This window comes from Buttiauxella selenatireducens, assembly GCF_031432975.1.
Lineage (GTDB): Bacteria > Pseudomonadota > Gammaproteobacteria > Enterobacterales > Enterobacteriaceae > Buttiauxella > Buttiauxella selenatireducens.
In genome coordinates this window covers 3,878,214-3,897,618 of the sequence record NZ_CP133838.1, presented here as the reverse complement: position 1 = coordinate 3,897,618, position 19,405 = coordinate 3,878,214, and the positions used below count along the sequence as shown (strand labels likewise).

Annotated in this window: 17 protein-coding genes and 1 pseudogene; 5 read left to right on the top strand and 13 right to left on the bottom strand. The window is 51.3% G+C overall.

Going from position 1 to position 19,405, the window contains the following annotated elements; genetic code table 11:
• Positions 1 to 79 precede the first annotated feature (79 nt).
• Complete coding sequence (locus RHD99_RS17960) at positions 80 to 1,579, top strand: PTS transporter subunit EIIC (RefSeq protein WP_309875661.1); 1,500 nt, start codon at positions 80 to 82, stop codon at positions 1,577 to 1,579.
• A 190-nt stretch (positions 1,580 to 1,769) separates the two neighbouring features.
• Positions 1,770 to 2,786 carry a Mal regulon transcriptional regulator MalI gene (malI, locus tag RHD99_RS17955; protein WP_309875660.1) on the top strand — a complete coding sequence of 339 codons (1,017 nt, stop codon included), beginning with the start codon at positions 1,770 to 1,772 and terminating at the stop codon, positions 2,784 to 2,786.
• Between the two features lie 30 nt (positions 2,787 to 2,816).
• Here malI and rnk read toward each other — a convergent pair whose 3' ends face one another.
• Together rnk and RHD99_RS17945 are read right to left on the bottom strand one after the other, a co-directional pair.
• On the bottom strand, positions 2,817 to 3,227 hold the full coding sequence (rnk, locus tag RHD99_RS17950) for a nucleoside diphosphate kinase regulator (protein WP_309875658.1): 411 nt from the start codon (positions 3,225 to 3,227) through the stop codon (positions 2,817 to 2,819).
• Between the two features lie 160 nt (positions 3,228 to 3,387).
• The gene (locus RHD99_RS17945) at positions 3,388 to 4,764 is read right to left on the bottom strand and encodes a GntP family permease (protein WP_309875657.1); all 1,377 of its coding nucleotides are present in this window, start codon (positions 4,762 to 4,764) and stop codon (positions 3,388 to 3,390) included.
• A 371-nt stretch (positions 4,765 to 5,135) separates the two neighbouring features.
• On the opposite strand from RHD99_RS17945, the gene RHD99_RS17940 reads away from it, so the two are divergent.
• Complete coding sequence (locus RHD99_RS17940) at positions 5,136 to 5,966, top strand: alpha/beta fold hydrolase (RefSeq protein ID WP_309875656.1); 831 nt, start codon at positions 5,136 to 5,138, stop codon at positions 5,964 to 5,966.
• A gap of 43 nt (positions 5,967 to 6,009) precedes the next feature.
• On the opposite strand, the gene RHD99_RS17935 is transcribed toward RHD99_RS17940, so the two are convergent.
• On the bottom strand, positions 6,010 to 6,159 hold the full coding sequence (locus RHD99_RS17935; protein WP_183271161.1) for a hypothetical protein: 150 nt from the start codon (positions 6,157 to 6,159) through the stop codon (positions 6,010 to 6,012).
• Between the two features lie 152 nt (positions 6,160 to 6,311).
• Here RHD99_RS17935 and RHD99_RS17930 point away from each other — a divergent pair, with 152 nt between their 5' ends.
• Complete coding sequence (locus RHD99_RS17930) at positions 6,312 to 7,169, top strand: helix-turn-helix transcriptional regulator (RefSeq protein WP_309875655.1); 858 nt, start codon at positions 6,312 to 6,314, stop codon at positions 7,167 to 7,169.
• Here RHD99_RS17930 and ptsP read toward each other — a convergent pair.
• The 5 genes and pseudogenes from ptsP to RHD99_RS17905 form a co-directional block, all read right to left on the bottom strand.
• Positions 7,166 to 9,661 (bottom strand): phosphoenolpyruvate--protein phosphotransferase, encoded by a 2,496-nt coding sequence (gene ptsP / locus RHD99_RS17925; protein WP_309875654.1) that lies wholly within the window; start codon positions 9,659 to 9,661, stop codon positions 7,166 to 7,168. The two genes, RHD99_RS17930 and ptsP, sit on opposite strands and share 4 nt — an antisense overlap.
• A 23-nt stretch (positions 9,662 to 9,684) precedes the next feature.
• Positions 9,685 to 10,725, bottom strand: coding sequence for an aminopeptidase (ypdE, locus tag RHD99_RS17920; protein ID WP_309875653.1), 1,041 nt, complete (start codon positions 10,723 to 10,725; stop codon positions 9,685 to 9,687).
• Positions 10,725 to 11,810, bottom strand: coding sequence for an aminopeptidase (gene ypdF / locus RHD99_RS17915; protein ID WP_309875652.1), 1,086 nt, complete (start codon positions 11,808 to 11,810; stop codon positions 10,725 to 10,727). Before ypdF ends, ypdE begins: the two co-directional genes overlap by 1 nt.
• A 12-nt stretch (positions 11,811 to 11,822) precedes the next feature.
• A pseudogene (locus RHD99_RS17910) lies at positions 11,823 to 13,069 on the bottom strand (PTS fructose transporter subunit IIC).
• A 24-nt stretch (positions 13,070 to 13,093) separates the two neighbouring features.
• The gene (locus RHD99_RS17905; protein ID WP_309875651.1) at positions 13,094 to 13,423 is read right to left on the bottom strand and encodes a PTS fructose transporter subunit IIB; all 330 of its coding nucleotides are present in this window, start codon (positions 13,421 to 13,423) and stop codon (positions 13,094 to 13,096) included.
• A gap of 300 nt (positions 13,424 to 13,723) precedes the next feature.
• Here RHD99_RS17905 and RHD99_RS17900 point away from each other — a divergent pair, with 300 nt between their 5' ends.
• The gene (locus tag RHD99_RS17900) at positions 13,724 to 14,014 is read left to right on the top strand and encodes a hypothetical protein (RefSeq protein WP_309875650.1); all 291 of its coding nucleotides are present in this window, start codon (positions 13,724 to 13,726) and stop codon (positions 14,012 to 14,014) included.
• Between the two features lie 57 nt (positions 14,015 to 14,071).
• Here RHD99_RS17900 and rna read toward each other — a convergent pair whose 3' ends face one another.
• The 5 genes from rna to citF form a co-directional block, all read right to left on the bottom strand.
• A complete protein-coding gene (gene rna / locus RHD99_RS17895; RefSeq protein WP_309875649.1) occupies positions 14,072 to 14,875 on the bottom strand; it encodes a ribonuclease I in 804 nt (267 codons plus the stop codon).
• 87 nt (positions 14,876 to 14,962) lie between these two features.
• Entirely contained in the window at positions 14,963 to 16,426 is a 1,464-nt protein-coding gene (locus RHD99_RS17890) for an anion permease (RefSeq protein WP_183271159.1), read from the bottom strand.
• Between the two features lie 37 nt (positions 16,427 to 16,463).
• Positions 16,464 to 17,360: a triphosphoribosyl-dephospho-CoA synthase CitG gene (citG, locus tag RHD99_RS17885; protein ID WP_374708441.1), complete on the bottom strand. Its 897-nt coding sequence runs from the start codon at positions 17,358 to 17,360 to the stop codon at positions 16,464 to 16,466.
• Entirely contained in the window at positions 17,332 to 17,883 is a 552-nt protein-coding gene (gene citX / locus RHD99_RS17880; RefSeq protein ID WP_309875648.1) for a citrate lyase holo-[acyl-carrier protein] synthase, read from the bottom strand. The genes citG and citX overlap by 29 nt, the downstream gene beginning before the upstream one ends.
• A gap of 3 nt (positions 17,884 to 17,886) precedes the next feature.
• Positions 17,887 to 19,401, bottom strand: a complete 1,515-nt coding sequence (gene citF, locus RHD99_RS17875) for a citrate lyase subunit alpha (RefSeq protein WP_309875647.1) — start codon at positions 19,399 to 19,401, stop codon at positions 17,887 to 17,889.
• Positions 19,402 to 19,405 lie beyond the last annotated feature (4 nt).

Genomic DNA, 19,405 nt, shown 5'->3' with positions numbered 1-19,405 from the left:
ATACTAGAACGTTCTACCTAGCATAAAAACGCGTAAATCAATAAAACGCGATGGCGGCGTCAACACCAGGGGATTGTCTATGAGTTTGCTTTCGAGCGTTACGAAATCGTTATCTAAGTTGTCGATGATAGGGCGTGCTTTAATGCTGCCGATCTCGCTACTTCCTGCTGCGGGTCTGTTACTGGCCTTTGGCGATAAATTCCATTTACCACTGATGATGAACGCGGGCGGGGTGATTTTCGACAACCTGCCAATGCTGTTCGCTATCGGTTCGGCGGTAGGGCTTGCGGCAGAATCGGGTATTGCTGCGCTGTCGGCGGCGGTATCGGTGTTTATTATTAATATGACGATTGGCACGGTGATGCATATCACGCCAGAAATGGCGGCGTCAGGCGGAAAGTTTGCCATGGTGGTGGGCATTCCGACCTTGCAGATGGGCGTATTTGGCGGCCTGATTTCCGGTATTCTCGCGGCCTGGTGCTATAACAAATTCCACACCATGCAGTTGCCTGAATTCCTCGGTTTCTTCTCTGGTAAGCGTTTTGTTGCTATCGCCACGGCATTCTTATCTTTCCTGCTGGGCATGGTGTTACCGTGGATCTGGTCTTACATTCAGTCCGGTATTGATTCGCTGTCGGTGATTGTGAACGGTGATAACCAGGCGCTTTCAACCTTTATCTTCGGATTGGTGGAACGCGCGCTGATACCGCTTGGCTTGCACCATATCTGGTATCCCTCGTTCTGGTATTCATTTGGTGAATACACTACGAATGCCGGGCAGGTGATTCACGGCGACCAAACCATCTGGTTCAAAATGCTCGAAGAGGGCGTGAAATCATTCAGCAGTGACAGTTACCACAACGCCGGTAAATTCATGCAAGGTGAATTCCCGCTGATGCTGTTTGCATTGCCTGCGGCGTGTCTGGCGATGTATCACGAAGCGAACACCAAAAATAAGAAAATTGCCTCCGGTATTCTGTTCTCTGCGGCACTGACCTGTTTCCTGACGGGCATTACTGAACCGGTTGAATTTACCTTTATTTTCGTCGCACCAATCCTGTATGTCTTTAACGCGATTATGGCTGGTCTGTCTTATATGTGTATGTATTTACTGCATGCACATATCGCCAAGTCGTTTTCAGCGGGGATGATTGACTACATTTCATTTGGGATTTTGCCTTCGTTCAACGGTTACCAGACCAACTTCCTGTCGGCAGTTATCGTCGGTGTGCCAATGGCGCTGATTTACTACTTCACTTTCCGCTATGTGATTCGCCGTTTTGATGTAAAAACCCCGGGCCGTGCAGACGTTTCCGCGAATGCGAATGACAAAACAGACACCGAACTGGCTGGCGATATCATTGGTTTGCTGGGCGGCGCTGAGAACATCAACTCTGTCGGTTCATGTATTACGCGTTTGCGCCTGGAAGTGGAGAAGAGCGATCAGGTTGATAAAGATGGGCTTAACAGCCTCGGTGCACGCGGCGTGGTGTTTGTCGGCGATTCAGGTATTCAGGTGATTTTCGGTGCCAGAGCACAGTTTATCGCTCAGACGATGTCGACGATGATTGGAAAGTAACTCTCCGCGTCATCATTCAAGCTGCAGATGCGTTGGCAGCGTTCACTTACCCCAGTCACTTACTCAAGTAAGCTCCTGGGGCTAAGTTCTCTTGCCGCCTTTCTGCAACTCGAATGCTATAGCGGAGCCAGGCAAAGAGCTGTATGTTGCAGGGGGCTGAATTTTATGGATTATCGGTGACAGGAACGGGATGAAAAAGGTCAATATTATTGATGTGGCGCAACTGGCAGGTGTTTCTGTCTCCACTGTTTCACTGGTGCTGCGTCAAAAAGGAAAGATCTCTGATGCGACCATCGACAAGGTCAATGCTGCAATTAAACAGCTTGGCTATGTTCATAATGTGGCAGCGGCTAATCTGCGTTCCAGCACTTCAAATCTCATTGGCCTGATTATCAGGGATTTCAATGATTCCTTTTGCGTCAACGTCATGGCAAGTGTGGTTAATTATCTGGAAAAACAAGGTTATATGGTTTTTCTTGGGCACCCGCAAAACGATGTCGAGCAGTTACAACAATGTTTAACTTCGTTCAGCCAGCAAGGCGTGGCGGGGGTTATTTATCTTGATGCCAATCACCGATTAGCTTCCATACCGGCCCTGATTGCCGAATGTCCACTGCCGACCGTTATCATTGCTGAATCGACAGTAACCAGTGGGCGGGATGTGATTGGGCGTGATAATCGCCAGGCGGGACACCAGGCAACGCGTTATCTGATTGACCGTGGCCATCGAAATATCGCCTATTTGGGCGGCACGGCGACCAACCTGATTCGCGAAGAACGTTTACTCGGTTATCGCAATGCACTCGCGCAATACGATCTGCCGTTTCGCGAAGAGTGGGCGCCCGTTTGCGAAAATAACACCGAGGCTGCGGCCCGTTTAACCCGGCAATTACTGGAAAAAAATAGCAAAATTACTGCCATGCTTTGCCATTCGCCATCAGCCATTATTGGCTGCCTGAATGGGATTCAGCAGGTTGGCCGAACCGTCGGTAAAGATGTGTTTTTGACCCAACAAGTTTCACTGATTGGGTTCGAAGATATGATGCACATTAATCTCACGTCCCCCCGGTTTACCTATGTTTCAGCATCCAGCGAAGAAGCCGGGCGACAAGCTGCAACGCTGATTGTGAATAAGATAAAAACGCCGGCTTTGCCGTCACAGAAGATTATTATTTCTGGAGAGTTGGTGTTGCGGGAATCAGCATAACGTCCCCCTTCGCGATGAAGGGGGCAATCATTAACGGTGGTATTCGCCCGCAGCTTCCGGCTGGTATTGCAGTTCCAGCACTTCCAGATGCGTCTGGTTACCGTTCGGTAACGTCCAGTTGATTGTTGCACCGACACGCAAACCCAGCAGTGCCGCACCAACGGGTGCCATCACAGAAAGTTGGTTGTCGCTATCGGTCAAGTTTACCGGGTAAACCAGCGTGCGAACATGCTCCTCTTTTGAGGCCAGATCGCGGAATTTCACGCGGCTGTTCATGGTCACGACGTCTGCCGGCATATCTTCAGGCTTACGCATTTCTGCTCTGTCCAGTTCTATATTCAGTGCCTGAGCGACTGGCTGGTTGGCAAATTGTGGTTGCTCCAGCAGTCGGTCGATACGCTCGGCATCAAGTTCATTAATGATAATGGCTGGTCTGGACATAATTCTCTCCATGTAAAAAAAACAGGCACTCTTGTGTCTGATGACGGACCTTACAAAAGAAAACCCTCACTCAATGAGCGAGGGTTTGGTCTGTGTTGATGATACTGAGCTTAACGCTTACTTTAAAGCGACTTCAGTCACATTTTAATAACAGCACAGTTTACAGGATTATGCTACCTACCAGCGCGAACAGGAAGGCGATAGACCCGATCAATGTTTCCATGACGGTCCAGGTTTTCAGGGTGGTTTTCTCGTCCATTTCGAGGAAACGACCAACCAACCAGAAGCCAGAGTCGTTCACGTGAGACAGAACGGTCGCACCACCTGCAATGGCCACCACGATGAAGCACAGGTCAAACTGGCTCAAACCCGGTGTCACGGCAACCATTGGAGAAATCAACGCGGCAGTGGTAGTCAGAGCGACCGTTGCAGAACCTTGCGCGACACGCAGTGCGGTAGAGATAACGAACGCGGCAACAATGACTGGCATACCGGTATCGGATAACACACCCGCCAGAGCATCACCAATGCCACTTGCACGCAGAACGCCACCAAACATACCACCCGCGCCAGTCACCAAAATGATGCCGCAGATTGGGCCAAGTGCGCCATCACACACTTTTTCCAGATGCTGGCGGCTGTGGCTACCACTAAAGACGGCAAGCGCGAAGAAGACGGTAATCAGCAGTGCGATAGGGGTTTTGCCCAACATCCGCAGTAACTGAATCACGGTATTATCGCCGCTGACCCAACCGAGCACGGTCGCTGTATTCAGGCCAGTATCGAGGAAAATCAGTACCAGTGGCAGCAGCAGAATCGCTAATACGGTGCCAAATGCTGGTGGCTTATGGTTTGCATCGACTTCCATGCTTCCCAGGAAAGAAGAAGGCAATTTAACGTCGAATTTTTTACCGGCGTACAGGCCAAACAGATACGCGCCGAGATACCAGGTCGGAATCGCGATAATCAGGCCAACAATCACCAGCAGACCGATATTTGCACCCAGCAATTCACTGGCAGCAACCGGACCTGGATGCGGTGGCAGCAGGGCGTGCATGACTGCAAATGCACCCGCAGCAGGCAATGCGTACTTCAGCGTAGAACCGCCGAATTGTTTTGCCACACTGAAGATAATCGGCAGCATGACGACCAGGCCCGCATCAAAGAAGATTGGGAAGCCGAACAGCAACGATGCCACACCGAGCGCCAGTGGAGCACGATGCGAGCCAAACGTTCCGATTAGCGTGTCGGCAAGTACTTTTGCCCCGCCAGAAATTTCAAGCAAGCGGCCAATCATTGCGCCAAGACCCACCAGCAGCGCAACGCCCGCCAGTGTGCTACCAAAACCGCCCAAAATAGTTGGGACAATTTTATCGAACGGCACGCCTGTCACCAGGGCGACGACGACACTCACAAGGGTTAAAGCCAAAAAAGCATGCACTTTGAAGCGCATGATAAGGATAAGTAGGAGTACAACTGCACAGGCTGCAATCCCTAGAAGGGTCCCTGCGCCAAGATGTGCTGTTATTTCGGTCATTTGTTTTTCCTCTACGCCGAATTTATAGGTGAATAAAGCATTTGCATTATTCACTACATTTCTGATACCGGTAACATGATACTGGTAACATCGACCACTCGGGAATGGCCTGAACCCTGTTTATTGGCGTTTTGGGAGCAAGGTCAAACTATCAAAATAAACCCTCATTAACACTCGCTGACGAATTGATGACTCCAAATCAACCTGCCTGATGAAAAAATTGCATTACCCTCTATATACCCCTCATCTTTCAAGTCGCAGGTGCGTTAGCGGCACACTCGTTCACCGCTTACCTGTCTCTTGAAATCTGTTGGGTTTATGCACGTATCACTTATGCGCCTTGTGCAGTCATCACCTGAAGAGGAGATATCATGAGCCATTACGACAAACTCACGTTAAAGGACGGCAGTTCTCTTTATTTTAAGGATTGGGGAGAAGGGCAACCGGTCGTTTTCAGCCACGGCTGGCCGCTAACAGCAGATGCGTTTGAAGATCAGATGTTTTTCCTGGGCCAGAAAGGATTCCGCGTGATTGCTCACGACAGGCGTGGGCATGGTCGCTCATCGCAATCCTGGGAAGGAAATCATATGGATCAATATGCTGACGATCTGGCGGAGTTGACCGCGCATTTGAATCTGAAAGAGGCTATCCATGTGGGTCATTCCACTGGCGGTGGTGAAGTGGCGCGATACATTGGGCGCCATGGCACCCAACGCGTGGCAAAAGCCGTGTTAATCAGTGCTGTACCGCCGATCATGGTGAAAACTGATTTCAATCCTGACGGTGTTCCCATTGATGTGTTTGATGGGATTCGTGAAGGTGTGCGTGCCAATCGGGCTGACTTTTTCAAAGAGCTAACCCTGGCATTTTATGGCTATAACCGTCCGGGGGCGACAATCTCGGAAGGCGTAAGGGAAAGTTTTGTCGAGCAGGGCATGCAGGGAGGGATCAAAGCGTTATACGATTGTATTAAAGCGTTTTCTGAAACTGACTTGCGCGAAGACCTGAAGAAAATGACCATCCCAACGCTGGTTATTCATGGCGATGATGATCAGATTGTACCGTTTGAAACCTGCGGGAAAGTCACGGCGGCGACATTGCCGGACTCGATATTCAAAGTGTATCAAGGTGGATCGCACGGCATTTGTACCACCGAGAAAGACCGGGTAAATGCGGATTTACTGGAGTTCTTGAAAGGATAACGTCCTGGCGGGTGAGCGTCGTATCACCCGCCTTTTAACGTCTTCAATTTCCGGCCACCGGTAACATAATCTCTTTTAAGATTTCGTAGCGCTGTTGCGGTGAAAGCCAAATCAAACCTAATAATTTGTGCGCCTGGCCTTCGCGTTCAAACTGAGTTTTCAACTGTTTTAAAAAGCTTTTTGTCGTATTCATCATTACCTCCGCATTAGATATGCAAAGCATATGACCAGAAATACGGAACTAATAGTGAACTGATTGTTTTTTGACTTCCGTATTTATGGTGGTTTAACTGCACAAAATGCTCGGGTAGGCTTGAGCTTCATTTGTTAATGGATTTCCCCGTCATGTCCGCAAAGATTCACCCTGTCGAACAGCGTTTTTTTGCTGAACTCCTCAGTGGCGTGGTGCTTAACCCTGGTCAGTTGAAGCGTTGCTGGTTTGCACGAACGCAAGTGAGTGCGCCTGCGGGCAGCTACAGCGTTAAATTTCCTCGCCTGGAAGTCGTGTTGCGCGGTGAATACGGTAATGTTCTGGAAGCGGATCAAAAGGCGTTGGCACAAGGGGATATGTTGTTTATTCCGGCCAACGGCGTTAATCAACCGGCATGGCACAAAGATGTGCTGCTACTGGGCATTGTGTTTGCGCCGGCGTATTTAAGCCTGACGTTTCATGATAAACGTGCCGGGCAGCAGGGGTTTCAGCGGGTGCGTAAATGCGAAATCCCTCATCACAATCGCGGTGAACTGGTGCATTTGCTTCAGGCATTAACAAGCCTTGGTGCAAACCCTGACGATCAGGCGATTATCCAGCCGCTGTGCCTGAGTTTATTACAATGTTGTCGTAAAATTCTGACTGAACCGACCGTTGAAAAATTGGCGCGCGGGCCGTTTCTTTACCAGAGTATGTGCACCTGGATTCAGGATAATTATGCCCGCGATGTCACGCGCGAAAACACCGCGACCTTGTTTAACATCACCCCAAATCATGTTTCACGGCTATTTCAGCAGCAGGGAAATATGGGGTTTGTTGACTATTTACGTTGGGTGCGGATGGGGAAAGCAAAAATGATTTTGCAGAAATATCATCTGACTATCGATGAAGTGGCGCGACGCTGTGGTTATCCGGATGGCGACTATTTTAGTCGCCTGTTTAAACGGGAATTTGGCGTCACGCCGGGTGAGTACCGCGATCGATTTCTCTAAAATTGCAGCTCGTTTTCCAGTAATGCCAACATTTCTTCCGCACTGTTCGCGGCAAATAACGCCTGACGGAACGTTTTATTCACCAGTTTTCGCGCCAGTTGCGAAAAGACTTTCACGTGATTCATCCCTTCGTTTGCGCCGAGCGTGAGCATAATCACTAACTCGACTTCGCCCATCTCTGATTCCCAGTCAATAGGTTGTGGTAATCGCGCAATGCTGATGCTGGAGTGCTGAATATGCTGGGATTTGGTATGCGGGATGGCGACGCCGAAACCGACGGCGGTGGTAACAATTTCTTCGCGCGCCCAGATATCTTCTTCCAATTCCTGTGGATTGTGGGTGCGTCCCTGAATCGCCAGGTTGCCACACAAATATTGAATCACCTGTTCTTTGCGCGTGAAGGCGGCAGGAATAATGATATTTTCCAGCGCCAGCAGGGGTTTATGGTGTTGCGGTAATGCAAATGCATCCAACTGCTGTTCAATTTGTTCGCCAGAACGGCATTCGCAAATTTGGGCTGCCAGTTTGCGGCAGGCGGCTGAATCCAGTTGGCGCAGCAGCGCTTTTGCTGCAGGAATGCGCGTGCTGCTCATACTGAATTCGTCGATCCCCAGGCCAAGTAACAGCGGTAGATAGCGAGTTTCTCCTCCTAACTCCCCGCAAATCCCGACCCAGCGGTTGCGCTTGTGTGCCACCTCGATTATCTGGCGTAGCATCCGCAAAAATGAGGGTGTGATTGGGTTGTAAAGGTGTGCAACTCGCGGGTTATTGCGGTCTACGGCATACAGATATTGGGTCATATCGTTGGAGCCGATACTGAAGAAATCCACCTCATCGCAGAAATGGTCGATGATAAAACAGACCGAAGGCACTTCAATCATAATCCCTAGTTCAATCGACGATGCGTGACGTAAGCCTTCTTCTTTTAACGCGGCAATCGCGTTTTTCAGCTGTTGTTTTACCCACAAGATTTCATCCAGCGTATGAACCATCGGGATCATCAGGCGTGCCTTTCCCCAGGCGGCGGCACGTAAAATAGCGCGTAGCTGGTGGGTGAACAAATCGGTAAATTCAGGGTAAATTCGCACGGCGCGGTAGCCAAGGAATGGGTTTTCTTCTTCGCCAATATTCAGATAACTGATTTTTTTATCACCGCCGATATCCATGGTGCGGAAAATCACGGGTCTGTCGCCTGCATCTAACAAAACCTGTTGATAGGCTTCGAATTGTTCCTGCTCATCGGGGGCGCTGTCGCGGTCCATAAAGAGCATTTCGGTGCGAAACAGGCCGACACCTTCTGCGCCATTGGCAAAGGCCGCGGGGGCTTCCAGTGCGCTGCCAATATTGGCGGACAGTTCGATCGCGACGCCGTCTGCGGTTAGTGCTTTTAAACCCGCGGCTTCAAGCTGGAGCTGATGTTGCCGTTCGGCCAAATTGCGCGCGACTTTATAATACCCGCGCACGGCGTCATCGGGCTGTGTGACTAACACGCCACCATTAGCATCGATGATCACGAATTCGGCCGCCAGATACTGTACTTGCGCGGTCTCTATGCCGCTCAACACGGGAACACCTGCGGCACGCGCGAGGATTAATGTGTGCGAGGTGCGTCCCGTTTTCGCCAGTACCATGCCTTGCAAAAACGCTTTATCGAGGCTTAAAAATTGGCTGGGGGTGATGTCATCGGCAACCAGAATGGTCGGTTCAACCAGCGTGATCCCTTTGCTCACTGTGACGTGTGGATAGGCAATTTGCAGCAGACGAACCGTAATATCCTGAATATCTGAAACGCGTTCACGCAGGTATTCACTGGCTGATTGCGAAAGTTTTTGACACACCGTATGCATATTCTCGAGCACTGCCGCGCCCAGACTCATGCGATGCTGCGCCATTTGGCGGCGAATGTTCCCGCCAAACTCATTATCCTGAATGAGCGACAAATGGGCGTTAATAATCGGTTTACTCTGACCGTCCAGCACCAGGAGTTGCTGATTAAGTTGCTCGGCGAGTGTAGCCAGACTGTGCTCAAGTAACGTGTTGTCCTGCACGCTAGCGGGTTGGTTGCGATAGGCTTCAAGGCTGGTAGAACGGAAAATTAATAACTGTCCTTCTCCAACACCCGGAGCGATGCCATTGCCGTAAATCAACGTAGGGTTGAGGCGCAGTAACGAACGAGGAAGAGGGCGGCTATGGTCTGGGATTTCAGCCTGAATTTCGCTGTCGCTATCGGCAAAACGCTGCTGAATATAAGGCTCGAGGATTCGCCAGGCTTTCTCTTCATCAATGCCTTTAATTTCCAGGCTGCAAGGGTCGTTAAACAGTGTGCCCGTACTGATCAGTGCCAACGAGCTTTTCGCGTCAGCTTGCTGATTCAAACGGTGATTAATAAAAGTCATCTCGCTGGCAAAGGGAGCGCACTGCTCTTTTAATTCCCAGGCTGGGCGTGCGTGCAGGCCGTTTGGCAACGGGCAGATAAAATCAATTTTGAGCATAAACTACTCCAGTTCGCAGAACATCAACGCGAGAAATCCTTCAGGCGATCTACGGTTTGGCGGCTTAACTGATGAATCAGCGCCACCAGAAGTTGATGGGTGTGCATTAAGTCTTTTTCATCGGCAATGGAGGCTGCACAGTGGCCGTGGCGGGTGGGGGGCCCAAGTACCACAGTGGGAATACCACAACCGGAAAGGTGGACACTGCCGCCGTCGGTACCGCCATTACTGAACATATCACGTTGTAACGGAATCGAATTTTCACGCGCCACATGTTCAATGAGTTGAGTCAGCCGTGGAGAAGGGATCAACGTTTTGTCGTACATCACCAGCATCGGACCTTTGCCAATCTGGCGGTGGTTGGAAGGGCCATAATCAAAGTTCTTCGCCCAACAGGCGGTGTCCAGCACCAGTGCAACATCGGGGTTGAGCAAGCGCGTAGCTGTTTGCCCACCGCGTAAACCCACTTCTTCGCTGGAGGTCGCAACCAACCAGACTTCTGCTTCCAGTTCTGCACTGTGCAAATCGCGCAGTAATTCCAGCAAATGCCAGCAGCCCAGACGGTCGTCGAAAGCCTTACCCATAACGCGCCCGTTGGGTTGTTGGCTAAATGGCGTATTAAATGTGACGGTGTCGCCGGGGTTAATTCCTGCCAGCTCGACTTCCTCTGCGCTTATTGCACCGATATCAACGCGCAGATTGCTGATTTCACCCCGGTTATTATCGCCGTCCAGCAAACCGGCGATTTTGTTTCCTGAACGAGTCGTGATGCGCACCGGTTGCAATGTTCGAGCGGTCATTCTGACATTACCGATGGGGATGACGTCGATGGCGCCTTCACGGCTGATACTGCGCACCATAAAACCGACTTCGTCCATATGCGCGCAGATCATGATTTTCGGGCCCGCAGCTTGATTAAGACGAATCAACGTCGAGCCAAGCCCATCAAACTGCACTTCTTTATCGAAGTGGCGCGCCTGTTGTAGCAAGATATCGCGCACTTCCTGCTCTGAGGAGGCGATGGCATCCGCTTCGCTTAACGCTTTTAAGAGTGACAAATCCATCAGGCGACTCCAGTAAACAGCAGCGTTTTTGGCATGGTATACAGCACTTCACAACCTGTTTCGGTCACCAGAATCACATCTTCAATGCGCACACCGCCTTCACCTGGAAGATAAATACCGGGCTCAACGGTGAGCAACATACCTGGTTTAAGGAGTGTGGTATCGGATGGCGAGAAACGAGGGTTTTCATGGACTTCAATGCCGATGGCATGACCGGTATTGTGGCCAAAATGGTGACCGTACCCGGAAGCATTAATGACACTTCGTGCGGCGTTATCGACAACCTGGCAAGGAATGCCCGGACGAATGGCGTCAATCGCTGCTAGCTGGGATTCCAGCACGGTCTGGTAAATATCAAACAGTGGATGTTTCTCGGGTTGAAGGTATTTTCCGGCGACTAAAAAAGTGCGCGTCATATCTGAACAGTAGCCCTGGTATTGAGCACCAAAATCAAGTGTGACGAATTCACCGCTTTCTATTATTTTTTCAGATGCTTTACCGTGTGGAAGCGCACCGCGCGCGCCACTGGCAACGATAGTATCGAACGATGCCTTTTCTGCACCGAGTTGCTTCATCATCCATTCGAGCTCTGCCGCAACTTCTCTTTCGCGCATGCCGGGTTCAATGAAGCGACGAATATGTTCGCAGGCCTGGTCGGCTATCTGGCAGGCAGCTTTTATTGTCTGAATTTCATCGGCGGTTTTAATCTGGCGCAAACCGTCAAGCGTAATGCTATGCAGTTCGGAGTTCAGCGTTTCTCGCCACTGAGTTCCTGTTTGCCAACTGACCTGGCAACCTTCAAAACCGATATGTCTCAACCCTTCTTCTTTGATGAGGCGATTGATAATGGTGTTGATGCTGTGCGTTGCATCCAGCAAATGCAGTTGATAACCTTGAACCCGTTCGGCTATATCCGCGTAGTAGCGAGAATCAATGAGAATATGGGCGTGCTGGCGGGTCACCAGCACATATCCGGATGCGGTTGAAATACCCAAATGAGGCTGCTTATTCTGCCGCGAGGAGATCAGCACCGCGTCCAGTTTTTGTTCCTGAAGCCAGCTTTTAAGTGTTGCAAGTAACGTCATGATTCGTATGCCTTACAAAGAATCGATCGCCAACTTCCCACGGCGGTACATGCTGTTGCGAATCAACACCACCAACAATGCGGTGATAATCGCGCCCACTGCGATACCTGCGATATAACCGCCCAGATTGGTCACCAGTGGCCATGCCCAAATGGCAGATTCAGGGAACCATTGCACGGCGCCCAGCGCGACCGCGGTGGTGGAACCGGCAATGGCACCTACCATGTAGGCGGGCAGCGTCGCCAGTGGGTTTTCCAGCAAGAACGGAATCGCCCCTTCGCTGATACCCATAAATGCCAGGAACATGGCCGTTTTACCTTGCGGATAGAGCTGCGGGCTAAACAGGCGTTTGCCGGTGAGGCGCTGATCAATCAGTGTGGCAAGTCCGAGTCCAATTGGCGGTACCACGATTGCCACGGCACGGGAGGTAATCGGCAGCACGTGATCGGTGGTAAAACCGAGTGCCACAAAACCGGCGGCTTTGTTGATTGGCCCACCGAGATCGATGGCGGTTGCGGCGGATAAACCAATGGCATACATCAATGAACCCGCACTTCCCGCTGCCAGCAACACGTGACGCATACCGGCGTTGATCCAACCACCAATTGGCGTGATCACGTAGTACATCGCTAGCATCACAAATAACGCGGAGAGGATAGGAATCAAGAAGGTGCTTTTAAATGCCAGTAAGTATTGCGGCAGATTGATTTTGGTATTCAGCCATTTCACCAGATAACCGGCGGCAATGGCGATAATCAGAGCGCCGATAAATGTTGAGGGAACCGGCTTAGACGCTACCCACTGTAGAGTGGCGTTATCGAAACTGAGTAGCAGTGTCGGCTGGGTGGATACGAGTCCGCCGATAAAGCCCGCCGGGAAGGCCAGTTTGCCGCCGATGGAATTAGCGACAAATGCCGCAAACATTGGGATCGCGAAGCTAAATAGCAGCCCGCCAAACGACTCGGTGAGATAGGCAAATTTGAGTACAGAAAGATCAAAACCGCTAAATTTTCCGCTATTGAGTGCGTCCATGATGCCGGTGTCGGGCGGGATTTCGAGCCAAACGTAGGCGATAAGTTGTGAGATGGCGAGGATAACCCCACCCATAATCAGTGTCGGCACCATACGTGAAATGCCGGACATGACATGTTGCGGTAACTCCCCCAAAAACTCGAACGATTGGCGGGAGCAGGATTTAGTGCCAGGGTATCACCTTGTGGTGTGGAGGCGATTGTCGCACTCCGTTTTTTAATTGCCATCTCATAACCCCATTGATTTGATTATTATTGTTGTTCTGCTGCAATCATCTCTTCGATATCACGCAACGTTCCTGCTGCGTTTTTAATCGCGTCCTGTAGCGTAATTTCGTATACGTCACGGGTTTCAAAACGTTCGTTATCTTCAGGGGTGATTGCGATGGCATGGATGATGATGTCAGCCTGCGCAATGTCTTGTGCGGTCAGGCGATTCTGGATGCCGTCAGCGCCTTGAGTTTCAATTTTTACTTCATAGCCTGCCTCGGTTGCAGCATCTTCCAGTGCCTGAGCCGCCATAAAGGTGTGTGCCAGTCCCATCGGGCATGCGCACAGTGCAATCAGTTTTTTCTTCGCCATGGTTTTTCTCCAGAATGATTTTCGTGTTGCGATTATGGCGGTTAAAAATTCAACTTGTTTACCAGACAAATAATGCAATAACTGGATAAATAATTCATGAATGGCAAAGTGTGATTGAGGTCTGCTTATCGTGAAAACATATGACAAAGGAGTAATGGGATTTGAATAGTTAAAATATTAGCAGTGCTAAATTTATTGTTAAGTTATTGATTTGTGAGCTTGAATGGATAAGTGAAGGGGTGTCGGGAGTAAGGTTTTGTCCGAAAACATACTTAATACAACTCGCAAGGAAGTGCTTACATGAAATTCAAAGCTATCCCTTCGCTGCTTTTTGCCGTCGCCGCCCTTTTCAGCGCCGTAAACCCAGCCAATGCCAGCTCAAGCAAAGACGAAATCAAACAGCAAATTATTGACGCTTCTATTGAGTCATATCCCGGAAATTGCCCATGCCCCTATAACAGTATGCGTAATGGTCGGCAATGCGGCGGCCGCAGCGCATGGAGTAAAGAAGGCGGTTATGCGCCGATTTGCTATAAAAAAGAGGTAACAGACGAGATGGTTGAGGAGTGGCAGGCTAGTCATACTTCATGAATAGGATGTGATTTTGGCAGAAGGCGGCTTGCCTGGCCGCCCACGAAAAATCTCTAATTAATACCCGACAGCATCCAGGCGGAATTGCTTCGCGCAGTTGCCAGGATTTTTTTGTGCCGCAAATGCGCTTTCGTTCAGTGGGCCGTTAATTTTCCCGGCATCAAGCGAGATTTGCATCTCTGTCAGATAGGCCGGATTGCCGTTACAGGTCAGTTTTACTGCCTTCACCGCCTCGGTACCCCAGCTTTTTTCCAGCGCCTTATTGAACGCTTTTCGCGTCACGACGTTGCCGTAGTTTTCTGCGAGGAAGGTTCCGAAAGCGCTTTGCTTGAATTCACTATTCAGGCGCACCATGGTGCCGAAATACGCATTGGGGTTAAAGCCGAAACAGGCACCATGCTTGGCAAATTCATAACGCTCCAGACACGATTTCCCGCCTGCTCCAGGCATGACGCCGGCGAGTTTACTGGCGATGTCGGGGGATAATTCAGGTGCTGGCGCCTGGCACTTTTGTGAACCGCGAACTTCCGCCATGTTTGGCACTGGGCGAGTTGAGCAGCCGTAACGCATCCAGCGTTTTTCATCCACGCCGCGTGATGCGACGGATTTTGGCAACCCCGGCCACAGCCCATGCACTGTCAAAAATGCGCGTTTATCATTTTGTTCCTGCTGGGTTTTGCATTCAGCAGGTTCGTCTCGATTGCGCTCATGCATGCTCTGGCAAAAGCCGGTTTGCCATGAAAGCGCCAATACATAACGATCGAAATCGCCATATTGTTTAGGTTGCAAATCTTCAGCCATGGAGTGGAAACTGGCGGCACACGCGAGGGTAAGTAGCGTGGTTTGGCAGATAAATTTCATGCCTTACTCATTTTGTTAGATGATGATTCCTTATTTAAACATAAAAAAAGCGCCTCGCGAGGCGCTTGTATTCAGCATTTCTATCAATCAACTCCACAGCGCCAGAATCGGCCAGCCAACGCACAGCAGCATGGTGATAAAAATCACGCCGAAAATTGCGCCCAGGCGCCAGTAGTCTTTCGATTTTACGTAGCCACAGCCATAAATAATGACCCCTGGACCCGTTGCGTAAGGTGTCAGGCAGCCCATGATTCCGATGGAAAGAACCAGCAGAATGCACAGGTGTTCCATGGGCACGCCCGGAATACCTTTCCCCACGGCCAGGATAACGGGAAGCATGGTGGCGGTGTGCGCGGACAGGCTGGCAAACAGGTAGTGCGCGAAGTAGAACACCAATACCAGCACGATAACCGTGGTGTTAGGCGAAAAACCTTCCAGGTGGGAGCTCATGGTATTGGCAAACCAGTCGATAAAACCAGAGCGGGTAAGACCGCTTGCCATTACAACCAGAGTGGCGAGATTAACTAATGTGTTCCATGCGCTGTTGTATTTGGTGATGTCTTTCCAGGGCACGACGTGCAGCGCCAGCATCAGGGAAACCGCCAGCAGACCAACCGCAGTCGCATCAATCATTTCACCGCCAAACACCCACAGCCCAAGGCTCAGCAGTACCAGGCAAATCAGCGTTATCTCTTTGCGCGTGAGGCTGCCCATCTCTTGCAGCGCGTCTTTCGCCCAGCCTGAAACTTCTTCACTGTGCGTGACCTCTGGTTTGTAGAGGACATAAGAGAGCCACGGAGCGACGATAAGCAAAATAATCCCGACCGGCAGGAAGCTCAGGAACCATTGCATCCAGCTAATCTGAATGCCAGCAATTTTGTTGACAAACTCCAGCCCCAATACGTTGGGCGCGGCACCGGTGATAAACATCGACGAGCTGAGGCTGGTACTTATCACCATCATCCACATCAGGTAACCGCCGATACGCTTGGACGAGGGGTCGTTAGGGAAAGACTGGAACAGCGGCGGCAGGTTTTTGATAACCGGGAACACGGTGCCGCCGGTACGTGCGGTATTTGACGGCGTAAACGGAGCGAGCAGAATATCAATGATGACAATCGCGTAACCCAGCGTCAGCGTACGTTTACCCATGAATTTCACCATGAATAACGCGATACGGCGGCCAAGCCCGGTGACTTCATATCCCAGCGCAAAGATAAACGCGCCGAACACTAGCCAGACGGTGGTGCTGGAGAAGCCCGCAAGCCCCCATTTCAGGGCTTGTTTTCCTGAGTCGAAAGCCGGGTCGGCTAACTCTTTTGCGTCGAACAGCAGATAATCGCTGCCGATAACGCAGATGGTCACCGCGATAAAACTGATGGCGGTGGCTGGAATGGGCTCGAGGATCATCCCGACGATCATCGCGACAAATACCGCAAAATAGTGCCATGCCTGCGGTGGCATGCCGTCAGGGACTGGGATGAGCAGCATCACTGCCATCACCAGCAACGGGGCCAGCAATTTCCATATTTTATCTTTTGAAACAGACATAACTGATTCTCCAGTAAGACATTTTTATGATTGATAATTAAGGTGTGTAGGGCGAGATTTGGGATAAAAACCAGGTAATGATCAGCAGGTCGGCGCTGCCTCCAGGACTTAAATTGCGCGTTATGCAGGCGGCGTCGAAATCGTACAAATGACCCAGGTCTTCAGGCTGCTGGATACCGCCGTTGCGTAGCAGCATGTGGGCACACTGTTGCAGCCAGCTCAGGCCAGCGATGCCTCCGCGTGAAGCAACGTTGGTATCGCCGTTGTGCGCCATCAACACCAGTAGCGTGTCGAGCAAGGCCAGTTCAGGAGTGGTTCCCTGAGCCAGTTTCGAGTGGTAATGCGGCAGCGCACGAGTTAACACCAACGGATAACCCGCTTCGGCTTCCCCGCGCGCCCCGGTTAGCCCGGATTGTCGGAAAAGCCGTTGTCCGGCAGTCTCTTGAAGGTTGTTTTGCTGAAGCTCTCGTCGGGTTATCCCATGGCAAAAGGCCGCAACGGTTTCACAAATCGCCGCAGGCGTTGTGGAACGCTGTTGCTGATGTAAACGCCCTATTGCGGCACACAGTAATCCGAGTGAAAAAATGCTGCCTTTGTGCGTGTTTACGCCAGCCGTTGCGCGGAACATAGCGGCTTCGCATTCGATGCCGATGGGACGTAAATTTTTAAGGGTTTCGCATTCAGGGCGTGATGCCATCGCCGCACCCATTTGAATAAAGCGCGGCAAAAACAGGCGAATGGCATTGGCACTGCGATAAAAATCTTCCAGCGCCATATCTTTATGGGCACCGCAGTTATGCCTGTCGACCAGGCCGGGCTTTGGCGTTAAATTCACCTCCACCAATAACGCGCGGAAGGCGAGTTCGCTGTAATGAGCGACGATTTCTTCCGGAACCCCGGCGCAATCAACGTGAGGCTGAGCTATCTGCATCATGCAGTAATGCCTCCATTCGATTGAGCAATTCCGCCTGTGGGTGCGCGCGTTCCCTTGCGCATACCGCAGCGGTTTGCGTGCACACTAAGCAGCGGCGTGCGGGAAGCGAAAAATCACTGCGCGACAGGATCTTCCCTTGTGGCGTGAGGACATCGATATCCCACAGGCGGCCCAGCACATGCCGTTGCTCAAGTTCAATGGCAGCCTGCTTGACCAGATTCGCCGGTGCGTTGATGGCCAGTAACGCTTCCGGCCCCGTTGCAGGTGATAAGCAGCTCTGTCTCTTGATTTCCCAGCCAGAGTCTTCTGCAAGTTGCCGTATTGCCCTTAGCGCGTAATTAAAAATGCGCCGGGTCAGAACGCTGTCTTTTACCGGGCCAGGTGCCACCACCGTCAGGGAGATAAGCGTAGCGCCATGCTGAGTGAGCCATTCCTGCTGCCGGGTTTGCCTGGCTTCACGGGAGGCCAGCAACTCCGGCAAATTGACGACGGCGTGAGTGGCGCTGGAGATATACATCGGCATGATTCACTCCTTCACCTGACGAACGACATCAATCACTGACCCATCGCGGTAACGCACCACTGCAACCACGCGATCGGTAAACTCGATGGCGCGGGGCTGGCCGGTTAATATTTCCGCACGTTCACGCAACCATTCGATGGAGACGATTTTCATTCCCGCCTCTTTGAGCCGTTCAGCCAATTCAGGGCGTGCAGGATTGACGGCAATACCATGATCGGTAACCAAAATATCCACGCTTGAGCCCGGCGTAACGCAGGTCGTCACTTCGTCAACCAACGTAGGAATACGGCCGCGAACCAGTGGTGCAACGATGATTGAAAGCTCTGCGGCGACGGCGGTATCGCAATGGCCGCCAGATGCTCCGCGCAACACGCCGTCAGAACCGGTGAGCACGTTGACGTTGAATTGCGTGTCGACTTCCAGCGCGCTCAGTACCACTACGTCAAGACGGTCGACGGAAGCACCTTTTGAACCCCAGTTGGCGTACTGGTTGGCACTGATTTCAATGTGATTGGGATTGCGAGCCAGCGACTGCGCCGCGCAGCGGTCAAAGCTCTGCACATCGAGGAGTTTTTTGATGAGCCCTTTTTCATGCAAATCGACAATCGTTGCGGTGATACCGCCGAGGGCAAAACCTGCCTGAATATTGCGGCTGCGCATTTTGTCTTCCAGAAAACGCGTCACCGCAAGTGAGGCACCGCCGGTGCCGGTTTGCAGGGAGAAACCTTGTTTGAAATAACCCGAGTTAACCACGACGTCGGCGGCACTGCGGGCGATTAATAACTCGCGGGGATTTGATGTCATGCGCGTGGCATCGGCTCCGATTTTATCGGCATCGCCAACCTGCTCAACTTGCACAATGAAATCGACCTGATCTTGCATAATGCTGGCCGGATTATGTGGATAGGGCAGCAATGCTTCAGTCAGCAATACCACCTGGCTGGCGTTTTCGGCATCGACCTTGGCATAACCCAGCGAGCCACAGCAGGCTTTGCCCGTGTAGCCATTGGCATTGCCAAATTCGTCACAAGACGGCACACCAAGGAAGGCAACGTCAATTTTTAGCTCACCACTGTTAACCAGATGAACGCGTCCGCCATGTGAGTGGATTTGCACCGGTTCTGGCAACAAACCGCGCGAGATTTCTTCGGCCAGCGGGCCGCGCAAACCGGAGGTGTAAATGTGCGATACGACGTTATTGCGAATGTGTTCGACCAACGGGGCGTGGCAGTCGCTCAGTGAACTTGACGCCAGCGTCAGATTTTTGAAACCCATACTGGCGAGGGTTGCCATGACAGTATTGAGCGTCAGATCGCCCCCACGAAAGGCATGGTGGAAAGAGATGGTCATGCCGTCGTGCAAGCCAGAGCGACGAATCGCTTCCTCAAGCGAAGTACATAATTTTTTATTACGCGGCTTTTGCGTCTGTAAATTCAGTTTTGAGGTGTTTTTATAAGCGGGCAGTTCGCTTTCACTGCGTAGGGCCCAGGCGGCAATGCGTTGCTGTTTCTGAGTCATTTTT

Excerpts from the sequence above, each read along its gene's own strand:
- ypdF (WP_309875652.1), bottom strand. The coding sequence starts at position 11,810 with ATGACGTTACTTGCAACACTTAAAAGCTGGCTTCAGGAACAAAAACTG.
- citX (WP_309875648.1), bottom strand. The coding sequence starts at position 17,883 with ATGCCGATGTATATCTCCAGCGCCACTCACGCCGTCGTCAATTTGCCG.
- RHD99_RS17930 (WP_309875655.1), top strand. The coding sequence starts at position 6,312 with ATGTCCGCAAAGATTCACCCTGTCGAACAGCGTTTTTTTGCTGAACTC.
- RHD99_RS17900 (WP_309875650.1), top strand. The coding sequence starts at position 13,724 with ATGAAATTCAAAGCTATCCCTTCGCTGCTTTTTGCCGTCGCCGCCCTT.
- RHD99_RS17960 (WP_309875661.1), top strand. The coding sequence starts at position 80 with ATGAGTTTGCTTTCGAGCGTTACGAAATCGTTATCTAAGTTGTCGATG.
- RHD99_RS17890 (WP_183271159.1), bottom strand. The coding sequence starts at position 16,426 with ATGTCTGTTTCAAAAGATAAAATATGGAAATTGCTGGCCCCGTTGCTG.
- malI (WP_309875660.1), top strand. The coding sequence starts at position 1,770 with ATGAAAAAGGTCAATATTATTGATGTGGCGCAACTGGCAGGTGTTTCT.
- ypdE (WP_309875653.1), bottom strand. The coding sequence starts at position 10,725 with ATGGATTTGTCACTCTTAAAAGCGTTAAGCGAAGCGGATGCCATCGCC.
- ptsP (WP_309875654.1), bottom strand. The coding sequence starts at position 9,661 with ATGCTCAAAATTGATTTTATCTGCCCGTTGCCAAACGGCCTGCACGCA.
- citF (WP_309875647.1), bottom strand. The coding sequence starts at position 19,401 with ATGACTCAGAAACAGCAACGCATTGCCGCCTGGGCCCTACGCAGTGAA.
- rnk (WP_309875658.1), bottom strand. The coding sequence starts at position 3,227 with ATGTCCAGACCAGCCATTATCATTAATGAACTTGATGCCGAGCGTATC.
- RHD99_RS17905 (WP_309875651.1), bottom strand. The coding sequence starts at position 13,423 with ATGGCGAAGAAAAAACTGATTGCACTGTGCGCATGCCCGATGGGACTG.
- RHD99_RS17935 (WP_183271161.1), bottom strand. The coding sequence starts at position 6,159 with ATGAATACGACAAAAAGCTTTTTAAAACAGTTGAAAACTCAGTTTGAA.
- RHD99_RS17940 (WP_309875656.1), top strand. The coding sequence starts at position 5,136 with ATGAGCCATTACGACAAACTCACGTTAAAGGACGGCAGTTCTCTTTAT.
- rna (WP_309875649.1), bottom strand. The coding sequence starts at position 14,875 with ATGAAATTTATCTGCCAAACCACGCTACTTACCCTCGCGTGTGCCGCC.
- RHD99_RS17945 (WP_309875657.1), bottom strand. The coding sequence starts at position 4,764 with ATGACCGAAATAACAGCACATCTTGGCGCAGGGACCCTTCTAGGGATT.
- citG (WP_374708441.1), bottom strand. The coding sequence starts at position 17,360 with ATGATGCAGATAGCTCAGCCTCACGTTGATTGCGCCGGGGTTCCGGAA.